The sequence below is a fragment of the Paenibacillus sp. FSL K6-1558 genome (genome assembly GCF_038002565.1).
Lineage (GTDB): Bacteria > Bacillota > Bacilli > Paenibacillales > Paenibacillaceae > Paenibacillus > Paenibacillus polysaccharolyticus.
Window position 1 is genome coordinate 5699759 of sequence record NZ_JBBOCV010000001.1, and the last position, 24955, is coordinate 5724713.

The following is a 24955-nucleotide window of genomic DNA, read 5'->3' on the forward strand; positions in this document are numbered from 1 at the left end:
ATTTCAGGCATATGTTTATCATATTTTTAAATGTTGTCCTTTTCAAGAAGAAGACATGTAAAGAACGTAAAATTCATGTAAAAGAGTGGATGAAAAACCAATGGTCTTTTTTGACTTCATTCTGCTAAAAAAGATACAATGATTCAACATGGCTGAAATGAGGTAAAAAAATGTGAGTTTTAGATTAAACTTTTTGGTGGCCATTTACGTTATTTGATGTAGAGAGGCGGTTCAGTTGCAGTAAGCCACATCAAAAAGAAGGGACTTTAGAAATAAAAATCAAGAAAACGGCTGAAAATAAGATATATCAGGCATGAATGCGAGGTTGTGGCATCACGGAGTGGCTATTCAGCGTTTAAAGTTCACATTTCTGCTTCAGAAAGTGGAATTGGGGTTTTGACAAATTGCTGAAAAGAATACAGAATCGATAAAGCAGCCAACTGGCCGCAGCCATGATTTGAAACATTGTCTGAATAACTGACGTAGTACACAAAAGCACAGGGTCATATTCTGCAATTACAAAAAAAATAAAATGCAGAATCAGGAAGAGAAAATGCTAAAGTAATCTGGGTTTTATCTAAAAGGGGGTAACAGAGAACGATGTTGGACGCTATATTCGTCACGCTGCAGGTCATTTTGGCACTGCTTGCCGTGTACCAATTCACGTTTTCGCTGTTCGGTCTGTATAAGAAAAAGAAAAAGAAAAATTATCCTGCAACAAAATCATTTGCTGTGCTGGTTGCTGCACACAATGAGGAACAAGTTATTGGTGCGTTGATGGAAAACCTGAAGGAACTGGATTATCCGAGAGATCTGTACGATGTATTTGTCATCTGTGACAACTGTACAGACAGCACGGCAGAAATCGTTCGTCAGCATGGTTGGAATGCATGTGTACGTACGAATCCAGACTTGAGAGGTAAAGGGCACGCCATCGAGTGGATGCTTAAATACCTGTGGGATTTGCCACGTCAGTATGATGCGGTTGTAATGCTTGATGCTGATAATCTGGTTGAGCAAAACTTCTTGCTCGAAATGAACAATGACTTGTGCAATGGAGCACGCGTTATTCAGGGATACATCGATACGAAAAATCCTGAAGATTCATGGATCACTGCGGCTTATGGTGTATCGTACTGGTATATCAACCGTCTGTGGCAATTGTCTCGTCACAACCTGAACATGGCGAATTTCCTCGGCGGTACAGGGATGTGCTTCGAAACCAATCTGCTGAAAGAAATTGGCTGGGGCGCTACAAGCCTTGTAGAAGACCTGGAGTTTACGATGCGAAGTGTACAGCGTAATGTGTATCCGGTGTTTAACTATGATGCCAAAGTTTTCGATGAGAAACCATTGACATTTAAAGCTTCAGCTAGACAACGTTTACGCTGGATGCAAGGGCACTTTACGGTAGCAAGAAGATACTTCTTCCCATTGTTATGGCAGTCCATTAAAGAAAGAAGTCTCGTGAAGTTTGACCTTGCTGTGTATGGTGCCAATGTGTATGTGGTGTTGCTCACTTTCCTGTTGACGGCTGTCATGTCAATTGATATTTACGTATTGGACGGCCCACATATCGCTAACATTTATGGATATTTCCCATTGTGGGTTGGATTCATAGCGATCGGCATGAACGTGTTAACGTTTCTGTTGTCCATGGCGCTCGAAAAAGTCAAGTTTGCTAAAGTGTATCTGTATCTGATTCTTTTCCCGATTTATTTGTTGTCATGGTATCCAATTACGTTTTATGCGTTCTTTACGCAAAACAACAAACAATGGAGCCACACGCAACATACACGGGTTGTACGCCTGGACGAAGTACAGAGCAAACAAGGCTAACTTTTGGATAGATTAATTGGTGAACCTCTGCCTAGCTATGAAAGTTGTCACACTGTTTTGAAAAAAAGTGTTTTGTGTGTTGACAATGTTTGTTGGCAGATGTTATAGTATTCAAGTGCGTTAAACAAATAGCAAAATGGAATCACAAGCAGAAGTCCGACTTCTCACCTGACCAACATACGTTGGCTGGTCAACGATCCCAATAATTTATGAAGTGTATACTCATGAAGAATTGTGTTGATTACAGGGATGTCGGTAGCTTGACCGGCATCCCTTTTATTTTTGTGTAACAGGATATTCAAAATGACCTGGAGGTGGACGGTTATTAGTAAAGATCACATGATTAATGACGAGATTCGGGCGAAGGAAGTACGCCTTGTCGGAGCTGAAGGAGAACAAATCGGGATCACTCCCATTCGTGAAGCACTTCAAATGGCAATTGACCTGAACTTGGACCTGGTTAATGTGGCCCCACAGGCTAAACCGCCGGTGTGCCGCATCATGGACTATGGCAAATTCCGCTATGAGCAACAAAAGAAAGAAAAAGAAGCCCGTAAGAACCAGAAAATTGTTGACATTAAAGAAGTATGGTTCCGTTCCAATATTGAGGAGCACGATTATCAAACGAAGCTTCGTAATGTAGTTAAGTTTTTGAAAGAAGGCGACAAAGTGAAATGCTCCGTTCGTTATCGCGGACGTGAGATTGCACATGCGTCTATTGGTCAACGGATTTTGGAACGCGTTAAGGTAGAAGTTGCAGAACTTTGTACCGTTGAACGTCAACCGAAACTGGAAGGCCGCAGTATGATTATGATCTTGGCTCCTAAAGCCTGATAACATTGGAGGAGGAAACACAACATGCCTAAAATGAAAACACACAGCAGTTTGAAAGGACGCTTCAAAATTACCGGTTCCGGTAAAGTCCTTCGTTACAAAGCTCACAAAAACCACTTGCTTTCTCACAAATCCAAACGTGCTAAGCGCGTTCTGAACGGCAACCCTGTAATGGCTGCTGGTGACGTGAGACGTTTGAAACAAGGTTTGGCTAACCTGAAAGGTTAATTCAAAATAGTAGATTCCGTACGGGGGATTGGCTTCGGCCATACACATACCACGGATACATTTATATTTATTTGGGAGGTTCTTTAATATGGCAAGAGTAAAAGGCGGTTTTGTAGTACGTCGTCGTCATAAAAAGGTTTTGAAACTGGCAAGAGGTTATTTCGGTTCCAAACACCGTATCTTTAAAACAGCTAATGAGCAAGTAATGAAATCCCTGGTATACGCATACCGTGACCGTCGCAACACAAAACGTAACTTCCGCAGACTGTGGATCGTTCGTATCAATGCTGCAGCACGTATGAACGGTTTGTCTTACAACAAATTGATCCACGGATTGAAACTTGCTGGTGTAGACATGAACCGCAAAATGCTGGCTGATCTGGCCGTTAATGACATCAATGCGTTCAACTCTTTGGCTACTGTAGCTAAAGGTAAAATCAACGCTTAAATCTGTATGAAGTAAGCCGCCGTACCTATGGCGGCTTTTTTTACGGACTGGAGAATAAAAACGGCTTAGGAAGAACAACCTAAACTTATCGCAAAAGCTGGAAGTGATAGCAGAGTGCGAGCGCCGTTGGTGAATAACACAGCATGGCATTACATAAAACACGAACGGTACAATAATACAAATGAATTAGAGTGGTTTTACGAAAATTTAGAAGTAGGTGTGATATTTTTGTTATATAACATCACATCGTTGTAACGTTAGTGTGTTAAAACGTTAAATTATTAAGCGCTTTCAATAAAAAAAATACAAAAATAAGTGCTTTTTGGTGATTATACATCTGGATTTTAACACTGGTTGATTGTATAATCACCTCTAGTAGGCCAGTCCTAAATTTTTCTTTTCGGGTCATAATGTTCGGCTTTTCGACAGATGAACAGATGCATCGAGCAAAAGAATGCGCTTTTAGTGAGCCATTGGCGAAACATTTCGCTTTTAACCTGTTCTTTATATCTGTTGATCCGTGCAATGCAGACGAGATTTGAAAGGGACATATTATTAAGGGGGAAAAAGAGAAATGAAAAAGATGCTTAGCCTGTCTCTGGTAATGTTGCTGGCAGTATCGGTTATGCTCGCAGGATGCGGAAGCAAACCAAAAGAAGAAACAAATGCCGGAGGAGACAATGGTGGAACTTCCACTGAAGCCAAATCCGATGTTCAAATCGGTATGGTTACTGACGTAGGCGGCGTGAACGACAAATCCTTTAACCAATCGGCTTGGGAAGCACTGCAATCAACCGAAACTGAAACAGGTGCTAAAGTTAAATACCTGCAAAGTAAATCCGATGAAGAATATATTCCAAACTTGAACGAATTTGTTAAAGGTGGATATGATCTCACTTGGGGTATTGGTTTCCAACTGGCTGATGCGATCAAAACGGTAGCAGAGCAAAACCCTGACTCTAAACTGGCGATCATCGACAGCGTAGTGGATGCAGCTAACGTGAAATCCGTAACGTTCGCTGAAGAAGAAGGTTCTTATCTTGTTGGTGTTGTTGCTGGTCTTAGCACTAAAACAAACAAAGTTGGTTTCGTAGGTGGTATGGATAGTCCACTGATCAAAAAGTTTGAAGTTGGTTTCAGAGAAGGGGTTAAAGCAGTAAACCCTAAAGCTGAATTCATCTCTAACTACACAGGTGCTTTTGACAAGCCTGACTTGGGTAAAGCAGCTGCAGCTACATTGTACAACAAAGGCGTTGACATCATTTTCCACGCTTCCGGTGCAACAGGTAACGGCGTGTTCAATGAAGCGATTGCTCGTAAAAAACAAGGTCAAGATGTATGGGTTATCGGTGTGGATAAAGACCAATCCCTTGAATTTGGCGATGAAGTGACACTGACTTCCATGATCAAAAAAGTAGACGAAGCGGTTAAACGCGTGAATAAAGAAGTTGTTGACGGTACATTCGCGGGTGGATCTGAGAATCTGACGCTGAAAGAAAACGGCGTTGGCATTGCGGACACTTCCAGTAAAAATGTATCACCAGAAGTTCTGGCTAAAGTTGACGAATACAAAGAAAAAATCATCAGCGGCGAAATCAAAGTACCTACTGAGTAATACGAATTCGTAGTCATTTTGATATCTGCTGTATCATAATCATCCGGGCCGGTCTTGACCGGCCTTGTGATTGTAAAGCCAGGAACATTTGATCAAGGCATTATAACATTTGTACAATCTAACCATTGCAATAGTGCTCCGAGTAGGAGCTTTTCTTTCGTTTGCGGAACCAAACTATATCAGTTATAAGGGTGATTACATGGGTGCAGCAACCCCCGTCGTTGAGTTGAAACAGATAACGAAGCGTTTCCCAGGCATTGTTGCCAACGACGCCATCAGCCTTCAGCTTCAGAAAGGCGAAATTCATGCTCTACTGGGCGAAAACGGCGCTGGTAAGTCAACATTGATGAACATTGTTTTTGGTCTCTATCAGCCAGATGAAGGTTCCATTGAAGTGAATGGCAAACCTGTCATCATTGACAGTCCAAACCGGGCGATCGATCTTGGCATCGGTATGGTGCATCAGCACTTTAAGCTTGTGCAGCCGTTCACGGTAACAGAGAACATTATTTTGGGATCCGAGCCTACAAAGGGTCTCAACATTAACTATAAAAAGGCAGCTGCAGAAGTACAGCGCTTGTCCGAGCAATATGGACTCAAAGTAAATCCTCACGCCAAAATTCACGATATTTCTGTCGGCATGCAGCAGCGTGTTGAGATTGTTAAAACGCTATATCGCGGTGCGGACATTTTGATCTTTGATGAACCAACAGCAGTACTGACACCACAAGAAATCAAAGAGCTGATGGTCATCATGAAAAAGCTTGTCGCTGAAGGCAAGTCGATCATTCTGATTACGCACAAGCTGAAAGAAATTATGGAAATTTCGGATACGGTTACGATTATTCGTCGTGGTAAAGTCATTGATTCGGTCAAAACTTCGGAAACCAATCCGAATGAACTTGCAGAAAAAATGGTTGGCCGAAACGTTACGTTTAAAGTGGATAAGAAGCCTGCCACACCTGGAGCCAATGTACTTGAGGTCAGCAAGCTGATGGCCAAAAATAAAGAAGGTATCGCGGTTCTGAACGATCTGAACTTAAATGTGCGTGCTGGAGAGATTGTTGGTATTGCCGGGGTAGACGGTAACGGTCAAAGTGAATTGATTGAAGCCTTGACAGGTTTGCGCAAAGTGGATAGCGGATCGATCCGTTTGCAAGGAAAAGAGCTTTCCAATCACTCTCCTCGTCACATCTCAGAAGCGGGCGTTGCTCATATTCCGGAGGATCGACATAAGCATGGGCTTGTTCTGGATTTTTCGGTGAGTGAAAATATCGTTCTGGAATCATATTACAAGGAGCCGTATACGCGCAAAGGTTTCCTGAATTTTGATGCGATTAAAAAGCAGGCCAAGCGGCTGGTAGAAGCATTCGATGTGCGAACACCGAGTATCGAGACGAAAGCACGTTCCTTGTCGGGAGGAAACCAGCAGAAAGCCATTATAGCCCGTGAAGTGGATAAAAATCCTGAATTGCTGATTGCTGCCCAGCCAACACGTGGATTGGACGTAGGGGCTATCGAGTTCGTGCAAAAGCAATTGATTGCTCAGCGCGATCAGGGGAAGGCTGTTTTATTGATTTCGTTCGAACTCGATGAGATTATGAACGTTTCAGACCGCATCGCGGTTATCTATGAAGGACAGATCGTTGGCGAGGTGCTGCCGGAAGAAACCAATGACAGGGAGCTTGGCTTGATGATGGCGGGCAGCACCCAAAAGAGAGGTACTGTGCATGAATAAAGTGTTAAAATGGTTTACCCGAGATTCGTTTATTTTGCCTGTTGTAGCGATTCTGATGGGACTTATTCTCGGCGGAATTGTTATGTTAATTGGTGGATATAACCCGTTTGAAGCATACGGTGCTTTATTCAAAAAAGTATTTGGTGACATGTACAACTTCGGGGAAGCTGTGCGGGAAATGACACCGCTCATTATGACGGGCCTTGCTTTTGCTTTTGCGGCTCGTGCCGGGTTGTTTAATATCGGGGGCGAAGGACAGTTTCTCGTAGGGATGACAGCAGCTACGTTTGTAGGTGTGAAGTTTACTGGTCTGCCTATTTATATTCATGCACCACTGGCGCTAATTGCGGGTGCGGTATTTGGTGGGCTCTGGGCAGCAATTGCTGGTTACCTGAAAGCTGCACGCGGGGTCAACGAAGTTATCAGTAGTATTATGCTGAACTGGATTGGTTTATATTTAGCCAATCTGATCGTGCGTCAATTTTTGCTTTTGCAAGGGGAGAACCGCTCCGTTGATATCAGCGAGTCGGCCTCTATCAGTCTGACTTGGCTTTCTGAATTGATGGGCAATTCACGTGTTCATATGGGAACGTTGATTGCTCTTGTAATGGCAGTGCTCTTTTATATCTACATGTGGAAAACAAAGCAGGGATATGAAATCCGTGCCGTCGGTTATAACCCGAATGCAGCGGAATATGCAGGTATGCATGTTAATCGGAATATCGTCAAAGCGATGTTTATCAGTGGCATGCTCGCAGGGCTTGGCGGAGCATTCCAGGTTCTCGGGGTATTTCAGTATCAGACCGTAATGTCAGGTTCTCCAGGCACCGGGTTTGACGGGATCGCAGTTGCTTTGATTGGTCTAAATCATCCGTTTGGAGTGTTACTTGGTGCGTTGCTCTTCGGTACGCTTACTTACGGTTCTGCAGGAATGAGCTTTGCTGCGGATGTACCACCTGAGATTATTCGGATTGTCATCGGTTCGATTATCTTCTTCATTGCCGCACAAGGCATCGTGCGCTGGGTACTTAAACCGTTCTATTCCAAGCGCAAGAAAGAGAAGGTGTTGTAGATGGACTTGTTGACAATCGGGCAAATTATCAATACGACGCTTGTCTTTGCTACGGCATTGATTTTTGCTTCCCTTGGCGGGATATTCTCGGAAAAATCTGGGGTAACAAACCTTGGACTTGAAGGTTTCATGGTGTTTGGTGCGTTCGCGGCCGGTATTGGTGCTCACTATGCCCAAGAAGCGGGTATGGGCGGGACAACATCGGCGTGGATGGGGGTACTGCTTGCCATCGTGCTTGGTGTACTCGTTTCACTTATTCACGCGGTAGCATCCATTACGTTTAAAGCTGATCAGATTATCAGTGGTATCGTCATTAACTTTTTAGCGGCAGGAAGTACACTGTATCTGGTAAAACTGCTGTTTGAAGGTTCAGGTGATTCACCTTTGGTACAAGGCTTCAGCAAATTTAATGTGCCGTTTCTCGAAAACATTCCTTTGCTTGGAGAAGCATTTTTCAAAAATGTATATCCAACGACTTACCTAGCGATTTTGTTTGTATTCCTGACATATTACATTATGTTTAAAACACCGTTTGGACTTCGTCTGCGTTCTGTAGGTGAACATCCAAGCGCGGCGGATACTGTCGGGGTTAAAGTTCGTCGTTACCGTTACATTGCTGTTATGATCAGTGGTGCGCTTGCGGCGATTGGCGGAGCAGCCATTACATTGACAACAACAGGTACGTTTTCGCATAATACCGTTTCCGGTCAAGGTTACATTGCGATTGCAGCGATGATCTTTGGTAAATGGAATCCAATCGGTGCTTTCGGCGCGGCTGTATTTTTTGGATTCTCTCAAGCGATCCGTAACTATGTGCAATTGTTTGAATGGTCACAGAGTATTCCCCAGGAAATTATTTTCATGTTGCCTTATTTGCTTACGATTATCGTTCTGGTGGCTGCGGTTGGACGTTCTTCGGCTCCATCTGCGCTGGGCGAACCGTATGATCCTGGTAAAAGGTAACTTTAGCAAACCGGATATCATTTGGTATCCAAAACATAATTTCGAGAAAAGACCTGCGATTTTGAGCGGGTCTTTTTTTTGTGTGCTCCATTGTAGTACCCAACTTTTTCGGTAGGGACAAAGAAACAGGCGAATTCGGTCATGGACGAATACACTGTTTTGAATGATCCGAGGAGGAGGGATAGTATGAGAAAACAGGTTACGCGTACTGAAGCGATGAAACTTATAGGCAAAAACATAGTTGCGGTCAAAAAAGACGGTACTCGGGTTACGGGGAAACTGTTAAAAGTATCAGGTAACAAACTCGTTCTCAAGCGTTTAGGTGGAAAAAAAGTACGTACCAAGGCCATCTTGCCTTTGGTATTATTTGATCTGCTGGCCATTGCGACCTTACCTTATGCTTATGGCCAAGGCCCGGGATTCGGACCAGGGTATGGTCCAGGTCCGAAACCTGATTGTTGCCCAGGGTACGGCCCTGGTTATGGACCCGGACCGGGTTACGGCCCAGGCCCAGGATATGGTCCTTATGGTCCCGGACCGAGACCGCCTGGATTTTTCTAAAAGCGACTAGAGTCTTTTTTCCATTTCGTAACAGCGACTGATCAGGATATATCTCAGGTTTTGATATCCATTTTTTTGATAGAATTGATTCCCCTTGATATTGCCTTCATCCACCATGACTTTGGATTTTTTGCAACCACGTGATGCTGCAAAGTTCTCTGCTTCATGCAGTAACGTCTGTCCGTAACGCTTTCGTTGCTCTTTCGAACTAACGGCCATCATATCTACGTAAAGCAGTTCTCCATGCATGAGAAAATGAATGAATGCCACAGCAGGTTTATTTGGCTCCGGCGAGATTACAAAGGTCATGCCCCTGTTCATTCGCAGGGGTATTTCTTTGCGTATTTTATGGATTTCCTTCTCGCTCATATGTGATAAAGGAACAAGCTGTGTGTCAATCAGCTTCATAATTGCTCCGTCATCCAGCTTGGATGAACGCTGACGAATGATCATGCGGGGCCTCCTTTCAAGGCCAGTCGTGCGGCCTGTATATCTTATGCCTGGGGCGTGATAAAAGGTGACTGCATGAAGGCCGGACATTGAGGCAATCATAGAGTGGAGAGCGTGTGTAAATGTGGTTAGCATATTTTTATCAAAAACAGGTATTGACTTATCGGTTAGAGGAATCATATAATGTTCCTAACATTTAACGAGAATATTTCATCGGCTATGAAGAGGACGAAGTTTTAAGGGCTCTTTTGCTCAGAGAGTGGATGGATTTGCTGAAACCACCACCATTACCCCTTATATACGAGCTCACCTCGGAGCTGTTTTCCTGAAAAGCATTGGAACGTCAAATCCATGCGTATTAGGGGGAATCGTAAGTCTGCGTTACAGACAACAGGTATGGGAGACGACTACGTCGTTTGTACATCGTTTTGTTATACCTGGTAAGGTCCGTTATTGCGAAATTTCGGACAAAGTTGGGTGGTACCACGGAAGCGATAACCTTTCGTCCCTCGCAAGCATGAACTTGTTTGCAGGGATGGAAGGTTTTTTTGTACCTTTTTATGTCAGAATGGTGTAAATTTCGAGAGGAGGATGACTAATGGGAGCTCAAATTCCAGAAGTACGATCGACAGATGAATTACGTGAAAGATGGATGAAGCCGGAGGTCATTAGCGGTTCCGAGATTTTGCTAAGAAGTTTGCTGCTTGAAGGTGTGGACTGTGTCTTCGGTTATCCGGGCGGTGCGGTATTGTACATTTACGATGCGATGTATGGCTTTGAAGATTTCAAACACGTTCTAACTCGTCACGAGCAAGGTGCCATTCATGCGGCTGACGGTTATGCACGAGCAAGTGGAAAAGTCGGCGTATGTATCGCGACCTCCGGTCCAGGTGCAACGAACCTCGTTACAGGAATTGCAACGGCATATATGGATTCCGTACCACTGGTTGTCATTACGGGTAATGTCAATTCCAGCTTAATCGGCTCGGATGCTTTCCAGGAAGCGGATATCACTGGTATTACAATGCCGATCACCAAACACAGTTATCTGGTGAAAGATGTAAAAGACCTGGCGGGCATCATTCATGAGGCATTCCATATTGCTAATACCGGACGTAAAGGACCTGTACTGATCGATATTCCAAAAGATGTATCGGCAAACAAAACGTTGTTTGAACCGAGCACTGAACCTGTTATATTGAGAGGGTACAATCCACGCACGGTACCGAATAAACTGCAGGTGGATCGCTTGGCACAGGCCATTCAGGAAGCAGAGCGACCAATGATTATTGCAGGTGGCGGTGTAGTTTACTCTGGCGGACACGAAGCGCTTTTCGAGTTTGTGGAGAAGACGGGCATCCCGATCACAACAACACTTCTCGGACTTGGAGCTTTTCCAAGTGGACATGAGCTTTGGACTGGAATGCCGGGAATGCACGGAACCTACACGTCGAACATGGCCATTCAGCAATCGGACTTGCTCATCAACATCGGTGCACGATTTGATGACCGGGTAACGGGTAAGCTGGACGGATTCGCACCACACGCGAAAATTGTCCATATCGACATTGATCCTGCAGAGATCGGCAAAAACATTGCGACTGATATTCCAATTGTAGGCGATGTGAAAACAGTACTGGAGATTGCAAACAAGGAAGTTGGACGTGCTGAACGTGCAGATGCCTGGAGAGATCAGATCAAACAGTGGAAACAGGAAAAGCCATATAGCTACACGGATTCGGATGAAGTGTTAAAGCCGCAATGGGTTGTTGAATTGTTGAACGACACCACAAAAGGTGAAGCAATCGTAACAACGGACGTTGGACAACATCAAATGTGGGCAGCACAATACTACAAATTTAATCAACCGCGCTCATGGGTTACTTCAGGTGGACTTGGAACAATGGGCTTTGGATTCCCATCTGCGATCGGTGCACAAATGGCTAATCCGGATCGACTGGTAATCTCCATTAATGGGGACGGCGGGATGCAGATGTGTTCTCAGGAACTGGCAATCTGTGCGATCAATAACATTCCAGTTAAAATTGTAATTATTAACAACGAAGTACTTGGTATGGTTCGTCAGTGGCAGGAACTGATTTACGAAAATCGCTACAGTCACATTGATCTGGCAGGAAGCCCTGATTTTGTGAAGTTGGCTGAAGCTTATGGAGTGAAGGGACTGCGGGCAACGAACAAGGAAGAAGCCGAGCGTGCATGGCAGGAAGCTTTGGATACACCAGGGCCAGTCGTTGTAGAATTCGTTGTACGTAAGGATGAGAATGTATATCCAATGGTTCCGCAAGGAGCAACAATCGATCAAATGCTGATGGGAGATGCTGAAGAATGATAAGACATACGATTTCGATATTGGTTAATGACCAGCCAGGTGTCCTTCAGCGTGTATCCGGATTGTTTGGTCGACGCGGGTATAACATCGAAAGCATTACAGTAGGTCAATCTGAAGAGCCAGGACTTTCCCGAATGGTCATTGTTACGATTGGTGACGACAAAACACTCGAACAGATTGAGAAACAGCTGTATAAAATCATTGATGTTATCAAAGTGGTTGACTTTAGCTTGAAACCGATGGTTGCTCGTGAACTCGCGCTGATTAAGGTGAAGGCAGAGCCCTCTGAGCGTCCAGAAATTTTGGGTGTAGTGGAAACTTTCCGTGCATCGGTTGTCGATGTAGGCCCAGCAAGTCTGATGGTACAGGCCGTTGGTGATACAGACAAAATTGATGCGATGATCGAACTGCTCAAGCCATATGGCATTCGTGAATTGTCCCGTACAGGCGTAACAGCATTGGTACGAGGCAACGTATAGAGGTATAATGAAATCAAGATGGGCTGATCCATACATGAACACAATGATTTACTTGTGAAAATGCTCAGTTAGCGTAAAATAAATGCTATCTGATCCAAATGTGTCAGTCCAGTAACTGCTGTAAAGTAACATTTTAGTGATGTAACGCTTGAAAAGAGAGCCACACCCCCGCATTAACGAGCGGGTGTCTGAACGGATCGGATCAGATCAGAAGCGGCGATAATCAGCATTGATCAGGTAATTTTTTAAAAAATGTGAGGTTGACCGGTCCATTGAGACACCCGCTCATTAATGAAGGGTTCTTTACAATACAAAGGAGGACTTATAACATGCCAGTAACTACTTATTATGAACAGGATGCAGAGCTTAGCGTATTGAAAGGAAAAACGATCGCGGTGATCGGATATGGTAGCCAAGGTCATGCTCAGGCACAAAACCTGCGTGACAGCGGATTGAACGTAGTCATCGGACTTCGTGAAGGTAAATCTTTTGACGCTGCTAAAAATGATGGATTTGAAGTGTTGTCTCCGGCTGAAGCAACTAGCCGTGCAGATGTGGTTCAAATCTTGCTGCCGGATGAAACACAAGCTTCTGTATACAAAAACGAAATCGAACCAAACCTGAAAAAAGGCGCAGCATTGCTCTTCTCTCACGGTTTCAACGTTCACTTCGGCCAAATCGTTGCTCCAAAAGACAGCGATGTATTGCTGGTAGCTCCTAAGTCCCCTGGTCACATGGTACGTCGTACCTATGTAGAAGGATTCGGTGTTCCTGGTCTGATCGCGATCGAAAAAGATGCGACTGGTAAAGCGAAAGACATCGGTCTCGCTTATGCTAAAGGAATCGGCTGTACACGTGCAGGCGTTATCGAAACTTCCTTCCGTGAAGAAACAGAAACAGACTTGTTCGGTGAGCAAGCGGTTCTGTGTGGCGGTGTAAGTGCCCTCGTTAAAGCTGGATTCGAAACGTTGACAGAAGCTGGATATGCTCCAGAAATGGCGTACTTCGAGTGTCTGCACGAATTGAAACTGATCGTTGACATGATGTACGAAGGTGGTCTTGCAAGCATGCGTGATTCCATCAGTAACACTGCGGAATATGGTGACTATGTAACTGGACCTCGCGTCGTTACTGAAGATACGAAGAAAGCAATGAAAGAAGTGCTTTCCGATATCCAACAAGGTAAATTCGCACGTGACTTCATCTTGGAAAACCAATCCGGCCGTGCATTCTTGACAGCAACACGTCGTAACGAAGCTGAACACCCAATCGAAGTGGTTGGCGGACAATTGCGTGAAATGATGCACTGGATCAAAAAGTAAGCAACGATTCCGTTCACTTTTTGAACAAGCATCTTAAGGGATTCGAGCAACTTACAGCGTGAACTGGAAATAGCGGCCGTGCTTATGCGTGAGCCGCTATTCTGGTTTACAGAAATAAATAATATGCAGGGGGTGCGAAGGTGCGTAAAATCTATGTATTTGACACAACGCTGCGTGATGGAGAACAATCTCCAGGAGTCAATCTGAACACTCGCGAGAAGGTGGAGATTGCCCATCAACTGGAGCGTCTTGGCATTGACCGGATGGAAGCAGGTTTCCCGGCAGCATCTCCGGGTGACTTGGCCGCAGTTAACGCCGTAGCGAAAGCGGTTAAAAATATTACGGTGATCGGCTTGTCCCGCTCCAGAGAGCAGGATATTGATGCGGTGAAAGAAGCGCTTAAAGGTGCGGAAGACCCGTGCATTCACGTATTTCTGGCCACTTCGCCAATCCATCGCCAGCACAAGTTGCGCATGGATAAAGGGCAGGTTCTGGACACGGCTCGCTCTGCGATTCGTTATGCGAAGAAGACATTTTCCAAGATTGAGTTTTCCCTGGAGGATGCAGGGCGTACCGAGTATGATTTCCTCGTGGAAATGGTAAATATGGCAGTTGAAGAGGGTGCTTCTGTCGTTAACATTCCAGATACGGTCGGTTACCTGAGCCCATATGAATACGGGAATATTTTTAAACATCTGAAAGAAAATGTTCATAACATCGATAAAGTTCAGCTGAGTGCACACTGTCACAACGATCTGGGGATGGCAACAGCGAATACGCTTGCCGCCATTTTGAACGGCGCTGATCAGATTGAAGGTACGATTAACGGCATCGGAGAGCGTGCAGGCAACACCGCGATTGAAGAAATTGCGATGGCACTCGAAACACGTCAGGAGTTTTTCCAGGCGAAAACGACACTGCAGTTGTCCGAGATCGCACGTACCAGCCGCTTGGTTAGCCGTTTGACCGGTATGGTTGTTCCTGGCAACAAAGCAATCGTTGGAGCTAATGCCTTTGCTCATGAATCCGGTATTCACCAGGATGGTATGTTGAAGGAAAAAACAACCTACGAGATCATGACGCCAGAAACGATCGGTCTCAAAGAGAGCAAGCTAGTGCTTGGTAAACACTCCGGACGTCACGCGTTCCGTGAACGCTTGATTGAACTTGGGTATGAGCTGGATGATGAAGCATTGAACCGTGCTTTTGCACAATTTAAAGATCTGGCAGACAAGAAAAAAGAAGTTACCGATGAAGACCTGCTTGCCGTAATCGAAGAAAAGTTACAGGATGCACCTGAGGTGTACAAACTGGAATCGATCTTTGTTACGTACGGTGATGAATCCGTGCCTACAGCGAAAGTTCGTATTGCTACGCTGGATGGGGAGACGGTGGAAAAACAGGCAGAAGGTAATGGTTCGGTGGATGCGATCTATAACGCTATTGATCACGTGAGCGGAGAAGAAGTAACGCTATCGGACTATTCCATCAAATCCGTAACACACGGTAAAGACGCACTTGGTGAAGTACATGTTGTCCTTACCCAAAATCAAGTTTCTGTTCAAGGGCGCGGTGTGAGCACAGATATTCTCGGTGCTAGCGCTCGTGCGTATGTTGACGGCTTGAACCAACTCATTGAGAAACGTAAAACGTACACCAACCGTGTGAACGTCAATTTGTAGAGAAGTACTGCACGGTGTGCTTGAAGTACAAATTTACAAACCTGCTAACTAGGTCGGTATAGTAAAGCCATAGTCGGTATAGTAAAGCTAAAGCCGAACATGTGAAAAAGTCTGACCCTTCTGGAGTCAAATGTACCTTTAGTGTAGACGTGATGAAGTCTATCTATGAGTACAGTCCAACAAGGGTCAGACTTTTTTTATTGTAAATTTACCAAGCGTATGCGTTAGGGGCGTGTCCGCCAGGACCAGGGAAGATTTCATCCAAACGGTTAAGAGTGGATTCATCGAGCGTCATGTCAAGACATTTCAAGGCGGTCTCGAATTGCTCCAGTGTGCGCGGACCAATGATTGGCGCAGTAACAGCTGGATTGGCAGCTACCCAGGCAAGTGCAACTGTATCCTGTGGCTCACCAAGATCACGGCAAAGTGCGGCGAAATCCTCAAGCTGCGTCTGATGTTTCTCAATTCGTTCTGCAATGCCTCCACTGCGAGTCCCTTCAAGTTTCTGTAAGGCATTGCGTCCGAGCAAACCGCCATCCAGCGGGCTCCATGGAATAACGCCAAGCCCGAGGGCTTTAGCCGCCGGTAATACCTCCAGTTCAGGCAGGCGGCAGTTCAGGCTGTATTTATGTTGCTCAGATACAAGGCCGAGGAAGTGGCGGTTTTTCGCTTCGCTCTGAGCAAGGGCGATCTGCCACGCGGCAAAATTACTTGAACCGACATATCCGATTTTGCCCTGGTATACTGCATGTTCAAATGCACCCCACAACTCGTCCCATGTGATAACAGGGTCGACATGGTGCATCTGGTATAATTCAATATGATCGGTTTGCAGACGCTGAAGAGAGCCTTCAAGGTGACGTCTGATTTTATAGGCGGAGAGACCGGCTTCATTGTTAGGGCCATCTGTTTCATCATGCATGGAACCGTAGACTTTGGTGGCAAGCACGACCTTTTCACGTCTGCCTCCGCCTTGTTTGAACCAACGTCCGATGATTTCTTCGGTGAGACCGGAATTTTCACCCCAGCCATAAATGTTAGCGGTATCAAAAAAGTTAACGCCGGCATCCAGCGCTGCGTCCATAATGCGGAAAGCTTCTTTCTCGTCCGTGGCTGGTCCAAAATTCATCGTACCAAGACAGATACGGCTGACCTTAAGGCCTGATTTACCCAAATACGAATATTGCATGTTAAACATCCCTCCAGCATACCTGATTTGATTTCAGCTATATTTTACCTTACCCTGAACTGGCGAACAACTTCGAAGTGCTTGTAATGATCTTCTTATAGGCAAAAACTATTAAAGTCATAGATTGTATATCTTGGTCAAATGACCGTAGAATATGATACAAAGAAGAGAGTTATTAATGAGACGATGTTTACACAGAAACGCTAACATGGGCGGATCAGTGATGAATGAAAATGAAGGAGTGGACAACCTATGGCAGACGTGAAAAAAATTGCAGTAATCGCAGGTGACGGAATTGGTCCTGAAGTTGTGGCCGAGGCGGAAAAAGTTCTGAAACGTACGGAGGAAGTATTCGGTTATCGTTTTGAAACAGAGCACGCACTGTTTGGTGGTATTGCCATTGACGAGAAGGGCACGCCGCTTCCGGAAGAAACATTGACTGTATGTAAAAATGCAGATGCAGTGTTGCTTGGAGCAGTAGGTGGACCGAAATGGGATAATAACAGTAAAGAGTTGCGTCCTGAAACAGGACTGTTGGGTATTCGTAAAGCGCTTGGATTGTTCTCCAACCTGCGTCCTGCCGTTGTGTTTGACTGTTTGAAAGACGCATCCACGCTGAAACCGGAAGTACTTGAAGGTACAGACCTGATGGTTGTTCGTGAACTGACGGGCGGAATTTATTTCGGTGAGAAGTTCAGACGTGAAAGTGCCCAAGGTGAAGAGGCAGTGGACACTTGTGCTTACAATGTTGCGGAAGTAGAGCGCATCGTTCGTCAAGCATTTGAGATCGCTCAAGGTCGCCGTAAAAAACTGGCTTCTGTCGACAAAGCTAACGTACTGGAAACATCCCGCCTCTGGCGTGAAGTCGTTAACCGTGTAGCTCCAGATTACCCGGATGTTGAACTCGAGCATGTGCTTGTAGACAATTGCGCGATGCAGTTGCTGCGTCGTCCGGCAAGCTTTGACGTCATCGTAACAGAGAATATGTTTGGTGATATTCTGAGTGATGAAGCGGCTATGTTGACAGGTTCCATCGGTATGCTCGCTTCGGCATCGCTGGGTGAAGGAAGCTTCGGTCTGTATGAACCGGTACACGGCTCAGCGCCGGATATTGCCGGTCAAGGCTTGGCTAACCCGATTGCTACCATCTTGTCACTCGCGTTGATGTTCCGTACAACGTTTGGCTATGCAGAAGGTGCAGATGCCATTGAAGAAGCGGTAGCGAACGTGCTGAATGCGGGCCACCGTACAAGTGACATTGCTGTCGATAAGAGCAAAGCGATCAGCACGACCGAAATGGGCGATCTGATTGTTGCAGCTATTCAGAAAAAAGCTTAAGTTTCGTTTCAGCCTTGTTCACTTATTGAGACATTAACAGATCTCAGGTTACAGTCCTGTGGTTCGTATAAGAAACAGCCCTTTGATGCCCTAGCAGACCGTCTTTTGGTTTCTAATAGTGGAGAATGCAAAGGGCTGTTCCTTTCTCATTTACAACTTGAATTCGGCACGAAAACTTCTTATTTATAATTATTATAAAAAAATAACGTTTATAATCTTGACTTTGAGAAGTACGGATGATAACATTTTATTTGTACTTGAGAACAAGTATCAACAAATTTAATGACAGGACAAGCGCCCTGCGTGCATCCTGATGATGAGCAATCCATATGGATGCTTACATAATCCCAAAGGAGGAATTTTTAGTTATGGCAGAACGTTTGGTTGGTAGACCAGCACCAGATTTCGCAATGGAAACAGTATCAGGAGACGGACAAGATTTTGGATCCGTTAAACTGTCCGATTACCGTGGCAAATGGCTCGTATTCTTCTTTTATCCTTTGGACTTCACATTTGTGTGCCCAACTGAAATTACAGCTTTGAGCGATGCTTCTGAGCAATTCAAAGCTTTGGATACAGAAATCCTTGGCGTGAGCGTAGACTCCGTACACAGTCACAAAGCATGGATCAACACACCTAAAGACAGCAACGGTCTTGGTCAGTTGAGCTTCCCGCTTGCTTCCGATATTACGAAGCAAGTAGCTAAAGATTACGGCGTTCTGATTGAAGAAGAAGGCGTAGCATTGCGCGGTCTGTTCATCATCGATCCAGAAGGCGAACTGAAATATCAAGTCGTTAACCACAACGATGTAGGCCGCAGTGTTGAAGAAACACTTCGCGTACTGCAAGCACTTCAATCCGGTGGATTGTGTGCAATGAACTGGAAACCAGGCGACAGCAATCTGTAAGCCGGTTTACTTGAACGATTGATGTTCAAGCCCTCATCCCCCTCGGGATTGAGGGCTTTTTGCAACCTTTTTCAAAGATATACCGTTAACTTAATAAAGGTGTTTGAACAAGCTGTCAGACGTGTTAATAATGTAATAGAAGAAGATCTTCTTTTTTATAGAAGAAAGAGGAATTGAAGGCTTGTAAGGCGAATAGGGTATGGAAACCCGGTAATTTAAGTCATTCCGGTAATCCGCATTTATAATTTGCATATGAATGTGATACACTGTTTGAACGATTCCCTTTCGGAGGTCTTTCAAGTGCACGGGTGTATATTGACTAAATTCCCGGCACCTAATAAGGAGGGTGAACAAAAATGAGTTACTGTTGTGGGGCAAGTATGGTGGGAACGAAGGGCACGCTGAAGCATTACCGCACCCAGGTTCATAATGTTCCCCTGCTGTTTTGTCCGGTGTGTCACCGGGTTGAGGTGCATTACAAGGTTGAGAATGAATATGAAATTCTTGCTGAATATGCGCATGGCGATGGGGCTTCTGAGATTGATTTTCAAGACTATGTGACAGAAGACGAGGATGCCATCTTCGAAAATTGCGTAAACCGTGAAAGTGAAGATGCAATGGTGATTGTTCAGCGTCAGATTGATATGTCACTTGATCTGCTACGGCTCGCCAAGGAAATGAAGGATGAGAAATGGGAGAGCGAATTGAAACGCCGCCTTGCCGTCATGAGTCAACGAAAACTTAAAATTCAGCATAACAAGACTGGGCTATAGATTGCAGTGAGATGTGACATGGATAGACCAATATCTATATCTGTAATAAGCAGTATGAAACGAAGCTGATCTCCCTTTATGGAGAGGAGGCTTCGTTTTTTGTGTGTTTTAGAGTGATCTTTTCTTTTTTTTTGCAAAATAATTTCCATTCGACACTTTCTCCGATTGACTCTATTCCCTAAACTTGTCTATGATAAAAGCAGACTTGCAAAAGAGGCGGAGCAAAATAAAGGGTTTTCGTTTGGGAATTGGAAAAGGTTAGTAAGGAACAAAACGTAAATGATTTTTCCGGACATTCTTGAATGAGCCGGATTAGACCAGCTTAAGTTCCGGACATGCCATCCTATTTTCGGCTCAGCCCCCTAATGAAAGGGACCCGGTAATCAATAAAAAATCGGCCCTTCCTGTTTCTGTGATGATATGATGTCCGAACGGCAAAGTTTATCATTTACGTGAAAAGGAGGAACCTGAAGTGATTCGTGAATTTCAGGATATAGCGCCTCAACCAACGGATGTGATTCCTCAAGTACATCTGGATAACAATAAGTATGAAAATGTACTAGAACACATGGATAGCGGTATTATGTTATTTGATAATCATGGGGTCTTGACGTTTATTAACGTTCAGATGGCTAAGCTGCTGGAGCTGCCGAGAGATCTGTTAAGCGGTTGCACGTTAATGCAGATGTTGCGTCTGCCCCAGATGAGCCGATTTAAGAAAAAGAAAATTTTACGAATTTATCGGGAAACGATCTTTCATCGTAAGCGTTATCATGAACTGACGGATGAGTATGGAAGGCACTGGCTTGTGACCGTGACCTATGGTGATCAGATGGATGGCGATTTTCTTTTTAGTGTCAAGGATGTTTCGGATTATAAGCAGATCGAGCAGACGGCCTATCAAAACGATAAACTGGCTATGCTTGGCCGCATCTCCGCATCAATTGCTCATGAGATCCGTAACCCGTTAACAGCCATTCGCGGATTCATCCAGTTGCTTCGGCCCCACCTGCTACAGCTGGGTAAAGACGAGTATGCCAGAATCATACTCACCGAGATCGACAGGGCAAATGACATTATCTATGAATTTCTGAACTCCTCGAAACCTTCGGCTCCGCAGAAAACGGTCATGACCGTAGAATCTTTGCTTAAAGAGGTCGTTCTATTGACCGAGAGTGAAGGGTTGATGAAAGGATGCGAAATTCTGCTTGAGGTGGATGACACCCCGCTTAATGTATCCATTGATGTGAAACAGATCAAACAGGTCATTCTGAATATGGTCAAAAATGCAATGGACGCCATTGAAGAAGTCGGTGAAGAATATACAGGCTTGATCCGAATCACAACAGCTACGGAAAATAATTTTGTGCAAATTACGATTGCGGATAATGGAAGAGGTATGGATCATAACACGCTGGTACGCTTATTCGATCCTTTCTTCACCACAAAAGAAAGCGGCACGGGTTTGGGACTTTCCGTGAGTTACCGTATTATTAAAAATCATGGGGGTACCATCTCTGTGGATAGTAAAAAGGGTGAAGGCACCAGCTTTATGATCAAGCTTCCACTGGTGAATTGACCAAACGTTTTCTGAAGGGATCGGTATTTTGCCGATTCCTTTGTTTTTTGTTGGCAGGATAAGGGTTATAGTTAGAAATGAATGCGAATACATAAGCATCGCGGAAGGAAGGGATTTGTTTGAATATTCAAGATATGGAGCAAATGAACGGACAATTCATGGAACATGTAGGCAAAGTGATTGTGGGTAAAGAGCATACAATGGAACTGATGTTGACAGCGATCATTGCATCAGGTCACGTACTTCTGGAAGATGTCCCTGGTACAGGGAAAACAATGCTAGCCAAATCGATGGCGTCTTCACTGGACTGCACATTTCAGCGGATACAGTTTACACCTGACTTGCTACCATCAGATCTGACGGGTATCCATTTCTATAATCAAAAATCAGGGGATTTCGAATTCAGGCCCGGACCGCTGTTTGCGAATCTTGTACTGGCAGATGAGATCAATCGAGCAACACCACGTACACAGTCCAGCTTGCTCGAATGTATGGAAGAACGCCAGATCAGCATTGATGGTTCAACAAGGCAGCTTGAGCGGCCGTTTATCGTTATCGCGACTCAGAATCCTATTGATAATCAAGGAACATTTCCGTTACCCGAAGCTCAGATGGACCGGTTTATGATGAAGATTCGCATGGGGTACCCAACTGATGAAGAAAGTGTAGAGATCCTAAGAAGGACGGTGGCCAGCCGCTCAGTAAATGATCTGTCTTCTATTATCTCGCGCGAGCAACTTCTGAGAGCACAGGAAACGTATAAGACGGTTAACATAAACGAGGACCTCCTGCTTTATATTGTACAACTCACTGAAGCAACGAGAAAACATTCTGAACTGTCACTTGGGGTTAGTCCACGAGGGGCTCAGGCGCTTCTAAAAGCAAGTCAGGCATGGGCGGCACTTCACGGCAGAGATTATGTTGTACCTGATGACATTAAATTACTGGCAGAGCCTGTTCTGGCTCACCGCCTGGTGTTTCGTAATCGAATCAGACAGCAAGAAGGACTTGCGGAACTCATCATTCAACAGATTCTGACCGAAACCGAGGTGCCAACCGAGACACTTACTACAGGCGGACGTTAAGCTTATGGCACTTCTATGGCTTGTCGTTGTCGGGAGTTTAGTGATTGTGTTGCATGGCATATGGTTTGGACGGCCTGTGTTGCGAAATCTCAAGTATAGTAGACAGTTCAGCAAAACAAGGTGTTACGCTGGTGATGAACTGGAGATGATCGAAACGATATCCAATGAAAAACGAATTTCTGTACCTTGGCTTAGACTTGAAGCAATGATGCCTGCTTCATTTGTGTTTCGTTCAGGTTCAGGTATGGATATTAGTCAAGGTAATATTTATCAGAACCATAAAAGTGTTTTCACATTAAAACCGTATAATCGGATTACACGCACTCATCCGTTTGTCTGCTCCAAGCGGGGTGTGTACACGATGGATACAACTACCATGACCGGTGGAGATCTATTTGGAGTATGGCGTTCCTCAAAGCCGATTCCTGTGCAGATGACGATGATTGCATATCCTTCATTGGTTAACACGGAAGATATGCCAGCCATCTATCAAGTGTGGCAAGGAGAGGTGGAAGTTTCTCGCTGGATTGTAGAAGACCCGTTTCTAATCCTGGGGGTGCGGCCTTATGGGGCTGGTGATCCAATGAATCGTATTCACTGGAAAGCAAGTGCGCGGACAGGAGAACTTCAGGTGTACAAGCAAGGCTGGACGGCAGATCCCCAGTCATGGATTATTGTAAATATACAGGACTCTGCTGAGATGTGGAGTGTGGTTACTCGGCCTGAACTGATTGAGCAGGCACTCCGCTACGCAGCCACTGCAGTGGTAGAGGCCATTGGAAGAGGATTGCCTGCTGGATTTGCACATAACGGCTACCGTGTAGGCGGGGGACGCGATGTACTTCGTATTGAACCGGATTACGGTACACCTCATCTGGAGATGTTACTGGAAGCTATGGCTGAAACTGAATTAAAGTGTCTGGTACCGATGGAGCAGTTTTTGCAAGATGAAGTACGATTGAATGAAGAAGAGAAGCAGATTCGCAGTTATTTGTTGATTACATCATATGTCTCGGTTGCCATGGAACATGAAATCGAACGTTTGCATGAGCAGGGGCATCGGGTAACGGTTTTGCCTGTAGAGCAGTTGAAGCGTGATACAGGGGCGGTGGGCGCATGAGTGAAAATGATGCAATAAAGCGAGCGCATATCATATCCATGTTGGCTGTTCTTTCGATAGGCATATATTTGTTTCCAATCTTTACGATCACATCATTGTATACCCGCGCTTATTTTCCATATCTGTTGTTCGGCTTATATGTTATGGCAGGCCTGCTCGGTCTATGGATTCAGCATCGTTTTACGAGCGTTATTGAGAAAAGCTCATTCGTTCGAGGTGTAATGGCATTTGCTATCTGTATTTTGTTCGTATGGGTTTCTGGTATGTTACTGACGCTTTCACTCCCAGCAATCATTACGCTTGGAGCAGGTTTATTTATCGCTGCACTCACAGGTTTGAATTTTGATTCTGCTTTTCATTCGAGCAGGTTGTGGCGCCTGCAACTCGTGGGTGTAATCAGTGCCATTGTATCCACGATCGCAGCAATGCAAATTGAATTCATGCTACCGATGCAGATGTACACGGGCTACATCTATGCTGCTGGAGTCATCAGTTTCGGATGTTGGATTGTGGGACAATACAGGGCACAACTGGATCGTGCGGTACTTAATGATGGCAAGCGCAGATTGGTACTGCGGGAATTCACACGAGCAAACCACCTTCGGATCCTATGGATGTTAATTATTATTGCAGGTATCGGTGCTTTTCCGAGTCTTGCTGCATGGCTCGCACCGTTGCGGGATCGTCTGCTTGCGTGGATCAGAGGTCTGTTCGGAGCTTCTTCACCTCAGGAACCGCCACTTACACCTGAGATGCCGAATGAGCCGATGAACCTGCCGGATGAGTTCAGAGAGCCACCTTCAGATCCTTCTTTATTCTGGGAAATCCTCGGCTGGATCGTTTTTGGGGCAGCGGCGGCTGTGATTTTATGGCTTTTGGTCAAACTGGGCAGAACCATCATGGACAAACTGGCGGAGCGTTTCAAAGGATTGTTACAGCCTGGGCAAAAAAGACAAGAACCGAGAACGGATTATGTCGATATCAGCGAAACGCTGGAGGTGCCCACAAAGGTTCGTAAACGATGGTTCCGCAAAAAGGAACCTGTCCCCACTCAGGCTGGAGAGCGTATTCGATACTATTATCGGGTATGGGTAAGCAATGCGATGGATCGGGGAGTAAAGGTTGAGAAGTCTTATACGCCACTAGAGACAGCGGAAAGCATTAAGGAGAGTTATCTTAAGAGTAAAGAGGGCACAGAGCAAGAGTTGGCAACGAGGCTTCCTGAAGTCTATAATGCTGTGCGCTACGGGAAGAAAGATGAACATAACCCGGATATGATTGAGATGGACCGAATCTGGAAATCTTACAGTAAATAAGCCCGGAATCCCTTTACTTTTCTTGTCACGTTCAAGTATCATGAGAGGAATACACAAGTTGGTCAG

Annotated in this window: 22 protein-coding genes; 20 read left to right on the forward strand and 2 right to left on the reverse strand. The window is 45.0% G+C overall.

The features are described 5' to 3' along the window. Positions 1-600: 600 nt before the first annotated feature. The 9 genes from MHI38_RS24825 to MHI38_RS24865 all read left to right on the forward strand — a co-directional run bounded on the left by MHI38_RS24825 (position 601) and on the right by MHI38_RS24865 (position 9298). A complete protein-coding gene (locus tag MHI38_RS24825) occupies positions 601-1839 on the forward strand; it encodes a glycosyltransferase family 2 protein (protein WP_090922190.1) in 1239 nt (412 codons plus the stop codon). A 339-nt stretch (positions 1840-2178) separates the two neighbouring features. Next, positions 2179-2673, forward strand: coding sequence for a translation initiation factor IF-3 (gene infC, locus MHI38_RS24830; protein WP_139168915.1), 495 nt, complete (start codon positions 2179-2181; stop codon positions 2671-2673). Between the two features lie 24 nt (positions 2674-2697). Further along, positions 2698-2901 carry a 50S ribosomal protein L35 gene (gene rpmI / locus MHI38_RS24835; protein ID WP_017689665.1) on the forward strand — a complete coding sequence of 68 codons (204 nt, stop codon included), beginning with the start codon at positions 2698-2700 and terminating at the stop codon, positions 2899-2901. A gap of 88 nt (positions 2902-2989) precedes the next feature. Further along, entirely contained in the window at positions 2990-3349 is a 360-nt protein-coding gene (gene rplT / locus MHI38_RS24840; RefSeq protein WP_017689664.1) for a 50S ribosomal protein L20, read from the forward strand. A gap of 574 nt (positions 3350-3923) precedes the next feature. Beyond that, positions 3924-4964, forward strand: a complete 1041-nt coding sequence (locus tag MHI38_RS24845) for a BMP family lipoprotein (protein ID WP_341181814.1) — start codon at positions 3924-3926, stop codon at positions 4962-4964. A gap of 199 nt (positions 4965-5163) precedes the next feature. Next, on the forward strand, positions 5164-6702 hold the full coding sequence (locus MHI38_RS24850) for an ABC transporter ATP-binding protein (protein ID WP_090922196.1): 1539 nt from the start codon (positions 5164-5166) through the stop codon (positions 6700-6702). Next, positions 6695-7774, forward strand: coding sequence for an ABC transporter permease (locus tag MHI38_RS24855; protein ID WP_090922198.1), 1080 nt, complete (start codon positions 6695-6697; stop codon positions 7772-7774). The genes MHI38_RS24850 and MHI38_RS24855 overlap by 8 nt, the downstream gene beginning before the upstream one ends. Continuing rightward, a complete protein-coding gene (locus MHI38_RS24860) occupies positions 7775-8737 on the forward strand; it encodes an ABC transporter permease (RefSeq protein ID WP_341181815.1) in 963 nt (320 codons plus the stop codon). Between the two features lie 186 nt (positions 8738-8923). Continuing rightward, the gene (locus MHI38_RS24865) at positions 8924-9298 is read left to right on the forward strand and encodes a hypothetical protein (RefSeq protein WP_154982995.1); all 375 of its coding nucleotides are present in this window, start codon (positions 8924-8926) and stop codon (positions 9296-9298) included. 6 nt (positions 9299-9304) lie between these two features. Here MHI38_RS24865 and MHI38_RS24870 read toward each other — a convergent pair whose 3' ends face one another. Then, on the reverse strand, positions 9305-9748 hold the full coding sequence (locus MHI38_RS24870; RefSeq protein WP_373323213.1) for a GNAT family N-acetyltransferase: 444 nt from the start codon (positions 9746-9748) through the stop codon (positions 9305-9307). Positions 9749-10346: 598 nt separating this feature from the next. On the opposite strand from MHI38_RS24870, the gene ilvB reads away from it, so the two are divergent. The 4 genes from ilvB to MHI38_RS24890 all read left to right on the forward strand — a co-directional run bounded on the left by ilvB (position 10347) and on the right by MHI38_RS24890 (position 15581). Continuing rightward, the gene (ilvB, locus tag MHI38_RS24875) at positions 10347-12098 is read left to right on the forward strand and encodes a biosynthetic-type acetolactate synthase large subunit (protein WP_090922207.1); all 1752 of its coding nucleotides are present in this window, start codon (positions 10347-10349) and stop codon (positions 12096-12098) included. Further along, the gene (gene ilvN / locus MHI38_RS24880; protein WP_090922209.1) at positions 12095-12577 is read left to right on the forward strand and encodes an acetolactate synthase small subunit; all 483 of its coding nucleotides are present in this window, start codon (positions 12095-12097) and stop codon (positions 12575-12577) included. Before ilvB ends, ilvN begins: the two co-directional genes overlap by 4 nt. A 329-nt stretch (positions 12578-12906) precedes the next feature. Then, positions 12907-13899: a ketol-acid reductoisomerase gene (gene ilvC, locus MHI38_RS24885; RefSeq protein WP_090922211.1), complete on the forward strand. Its 993-nt coding sequence runs from the start codon at positions 12907-12909 to the stop codon at positions 13897-13899. A 140-nt stretch (positions 13900-14039) separates the two neighbouring features. Next, entirely contained in the window at positions 14040-15581 is a 1542-nt protein-coding gene (locus MHI38_RS24890) for a 2-isopropylmalate synthase (RefSeq protein ID WP_341181816.1), read from the forward strand. Between the two features lie 208 nt (positions 15582-15789). On the opposite strand, the gene MHI38_RS24895 is transcribed toward MHI38_RS24890, so the two are convergent. Continuing rightward, positions 15790-16770, reverse strand: coding sequence for an aldo/keto reductase (locus MHI38_RS24895; RefSeq protein ID WP_090922215.1), 981 nt, complete (start codon positions 16768-16770; stop codon positions 15790-15792). 252 nt (positions 16771-17022) lie between these two features. Between MHI38_RS24895 and leuB the strand changes: the two genes are divergently transcribed. The 7 genes from leuB to MHI38_RS24930 all read left to right on the forward strand — a co-directional run bounded on the left by leuB (position 17023) and on the right by MHI38_RS24930 (position 24889). Beyond that, positions 17023-18108 carry a 3-isopropylmalate dehydrogenase gene (leuB, locus tag MHI38_RS24900; protein ID WP_110897647.1) on the forward strand — a complete coding sequence of 362 codons (1086 nt, stop codon included), beginning with the start codon at positions 17023-17025 and terminating at the stop codon, positions 18106-18108. A gap of 368 nt (positions 18109-18476) precedes the next feature. Further along, positions 18477-19016 carry a peroxiredoxin gene (locus MHI38_RS24905; protein WP_090922219.1) on the forward strand — a complete coding sequence of 180 codons (540 nt, stop codon included), beginning with the start codon at positions 18477-18479 and terminating at the stop codon, positions 19014-19016. 356 nt (positions 19017-19372) lie between these two features. Continuing rightward, positions 19373-19789, forward strand: a complete 417-nt coding sequence (locus MHI38_RS24910) for a hypothetical protein (RefSeq protein WP_090922221.1) — start codon at positions 19373-19375, stop codon at positions 19787-19789. A 472-nt stretch (positions 19790-20261) separates the two neighbouring features. Continuing rightward, entirely contained in the window at positions 20262-21368 is a 1107-nt protein-coding gene (locus MHI38_RS24915; protein ID WP_090922223.1) for an ATP-binding protein, read from the forward strand. Positions 21369-21487: 119 nt separating this feature from the next. Then, a complete protein-coding gene (locus MHI38_RS24920; protein ID WP_090922225.1) occupies positions 21488-22453 on the forward strand; it encodes an AAA family ATPase in 966 nt (321 codons plus the stop codon). A gap of 4 nt (positions 22454-22457) precedes the next feature. Beyond that, complete coding sequence (locus MHI38_RS24925) at positions 22458-23573, forward strand: DUF58 domain-containing protein (protein ID WP_341181817.1); 1116 nt, start codon at positions 22458-22460, stop codon at positions 23571-23573. Beyond that, positions 23570-24889 carry a hypothetical protein gene (locus tag MHI38_RS24930; RefSeq protein ID WP_154886907.1) on the forward strand — a complete coding sequence of 440 codons (1320 nt, stop codon included), beginning with the start codon at positions 23570-23572 and terminating at the stop codon, positions 24887-24889. The genes MHI38_RS24925 and MHI38_RS24930 overlap by 4 nt, the downstream gene beginning before the upstream one ends. Positions 24890-24955 lie beyond the last annotated feature (66 nt).

Coding starts and splice junctions, on each gene's coding strand:
- ilvC (WP_090922211.1), top strand. CDS start 12,907: ATGCCAGTAACTACTTATTATGAACAGGATGCAGAGCTTAGCGTATTG.
- MHI38_RS24905 (WP_090922219.1), top strand. CDS start 18,477: ATGGCAGAACGTTTGGTTGGTAGACCAGCACCAGATTTCGCAATGGAA.
- MHI38_RS24910 (WP_090922221.1), top strand. CDS start 19,373: ATGAGTTACTGTTGTGGGGCAAGTATGGTGGGAACGAAGGGCACGCTG.
- MHI38_RS24925 (WP_341181817.1), top strand. CDS start 22,458: ATGGCACTTCTATGGCTTGTCGTTGTCGGGAGTTTAGTGATTGTGTTG.
- MHI38_RS24930 (WP_154886907.1), top strand. CDS start 23,570: ATGAGTGAAAATGATGCAATAAAGCGAGCGCATATCATATCCATGTTG.
- ilvB (WP_090922207.1), top strand. CDS start 10,347: ATGGGAGCTCAAATTCCAGAAGTACGATCGACAGATGAATTACGTGAA.
- MHI38_RS24855 (WP_090922198.1), top strand. CDS start 6,695: ATGAATAAAGTGTTAAAATGGTTTACCCGAGATTCGTTTATTTTGCCT.
- infC (WP_139168915.1), top strand. CDS start 2,179: ATGATTAATGACGAGATTCGGGCGAAGGAAGTACGCCTTGTCGGAGCT.
- rpmI (WP_017689665.1), top strand. CDS start 2,698: ATGCCTAAAATGAAAACACACAGCAGTTTGAAAGGACGCTTCAAAATT.
- MHI38_RS24895 (WP_090922215.1), bottom strand. CDS start 16,770: ATGCAATATTCGTATTTGGGTAAATCAGGCCTTAAGGTCAGCCGTATC.
- MHI38_RS24825 (WP_090922190.1), top strand. CDS start 601: ATGTTGGACGCTATATTCGTCACGCTGCAGGTCATTTTGGCACTGCTT.
- leuB (WP_110897647.1), top strand. CDS start 17,023: ATGGCAGACGTGAAAAAAATTGCAGTAATCGCAGGTGACGGAATTGGT.
- MHI38_RS24865 (WP_154982995.1), top strand. CDS start 8,924: ATGAGAAAACAGGTTACGCGTACTGAAGCGATGAAACTTATAGGCAAA.
- MHI38_RS24860 (WP_341181815.1), top strand. CDS start 7,775: ATGGACTTGTTGACAATCGGGCAAATTATCAATACGACGCTTGTCTTT.
- MHI38_RS24850 (WP_090922196.1), top strand. CDS start 5,164: ATGGGTGCAGCAACCCCCGTCGTTGAGTTGAAACAGATAACGAAGCGT.
- MHI38_RS24845 (WP_341181814.1), top strand. CDS start 3,924: ATGAAAAAGATGCTTAGCCTGTCTCTGGTAATGTTGCTGGCAGTATCG.
- rplT (WP_017689664.1), top strand. CDS start 2,990: ATGGCAAGAGTAAAAGGCGGTTTTGTAGTACGTCGTCGTCATAAAAAG.
- ilvN (WP_090922209.1), top strand. CDS start 12,095: ATGATAAGACATACGATTTCGATATTGGTTAATGACCAGCCAGGTGTC.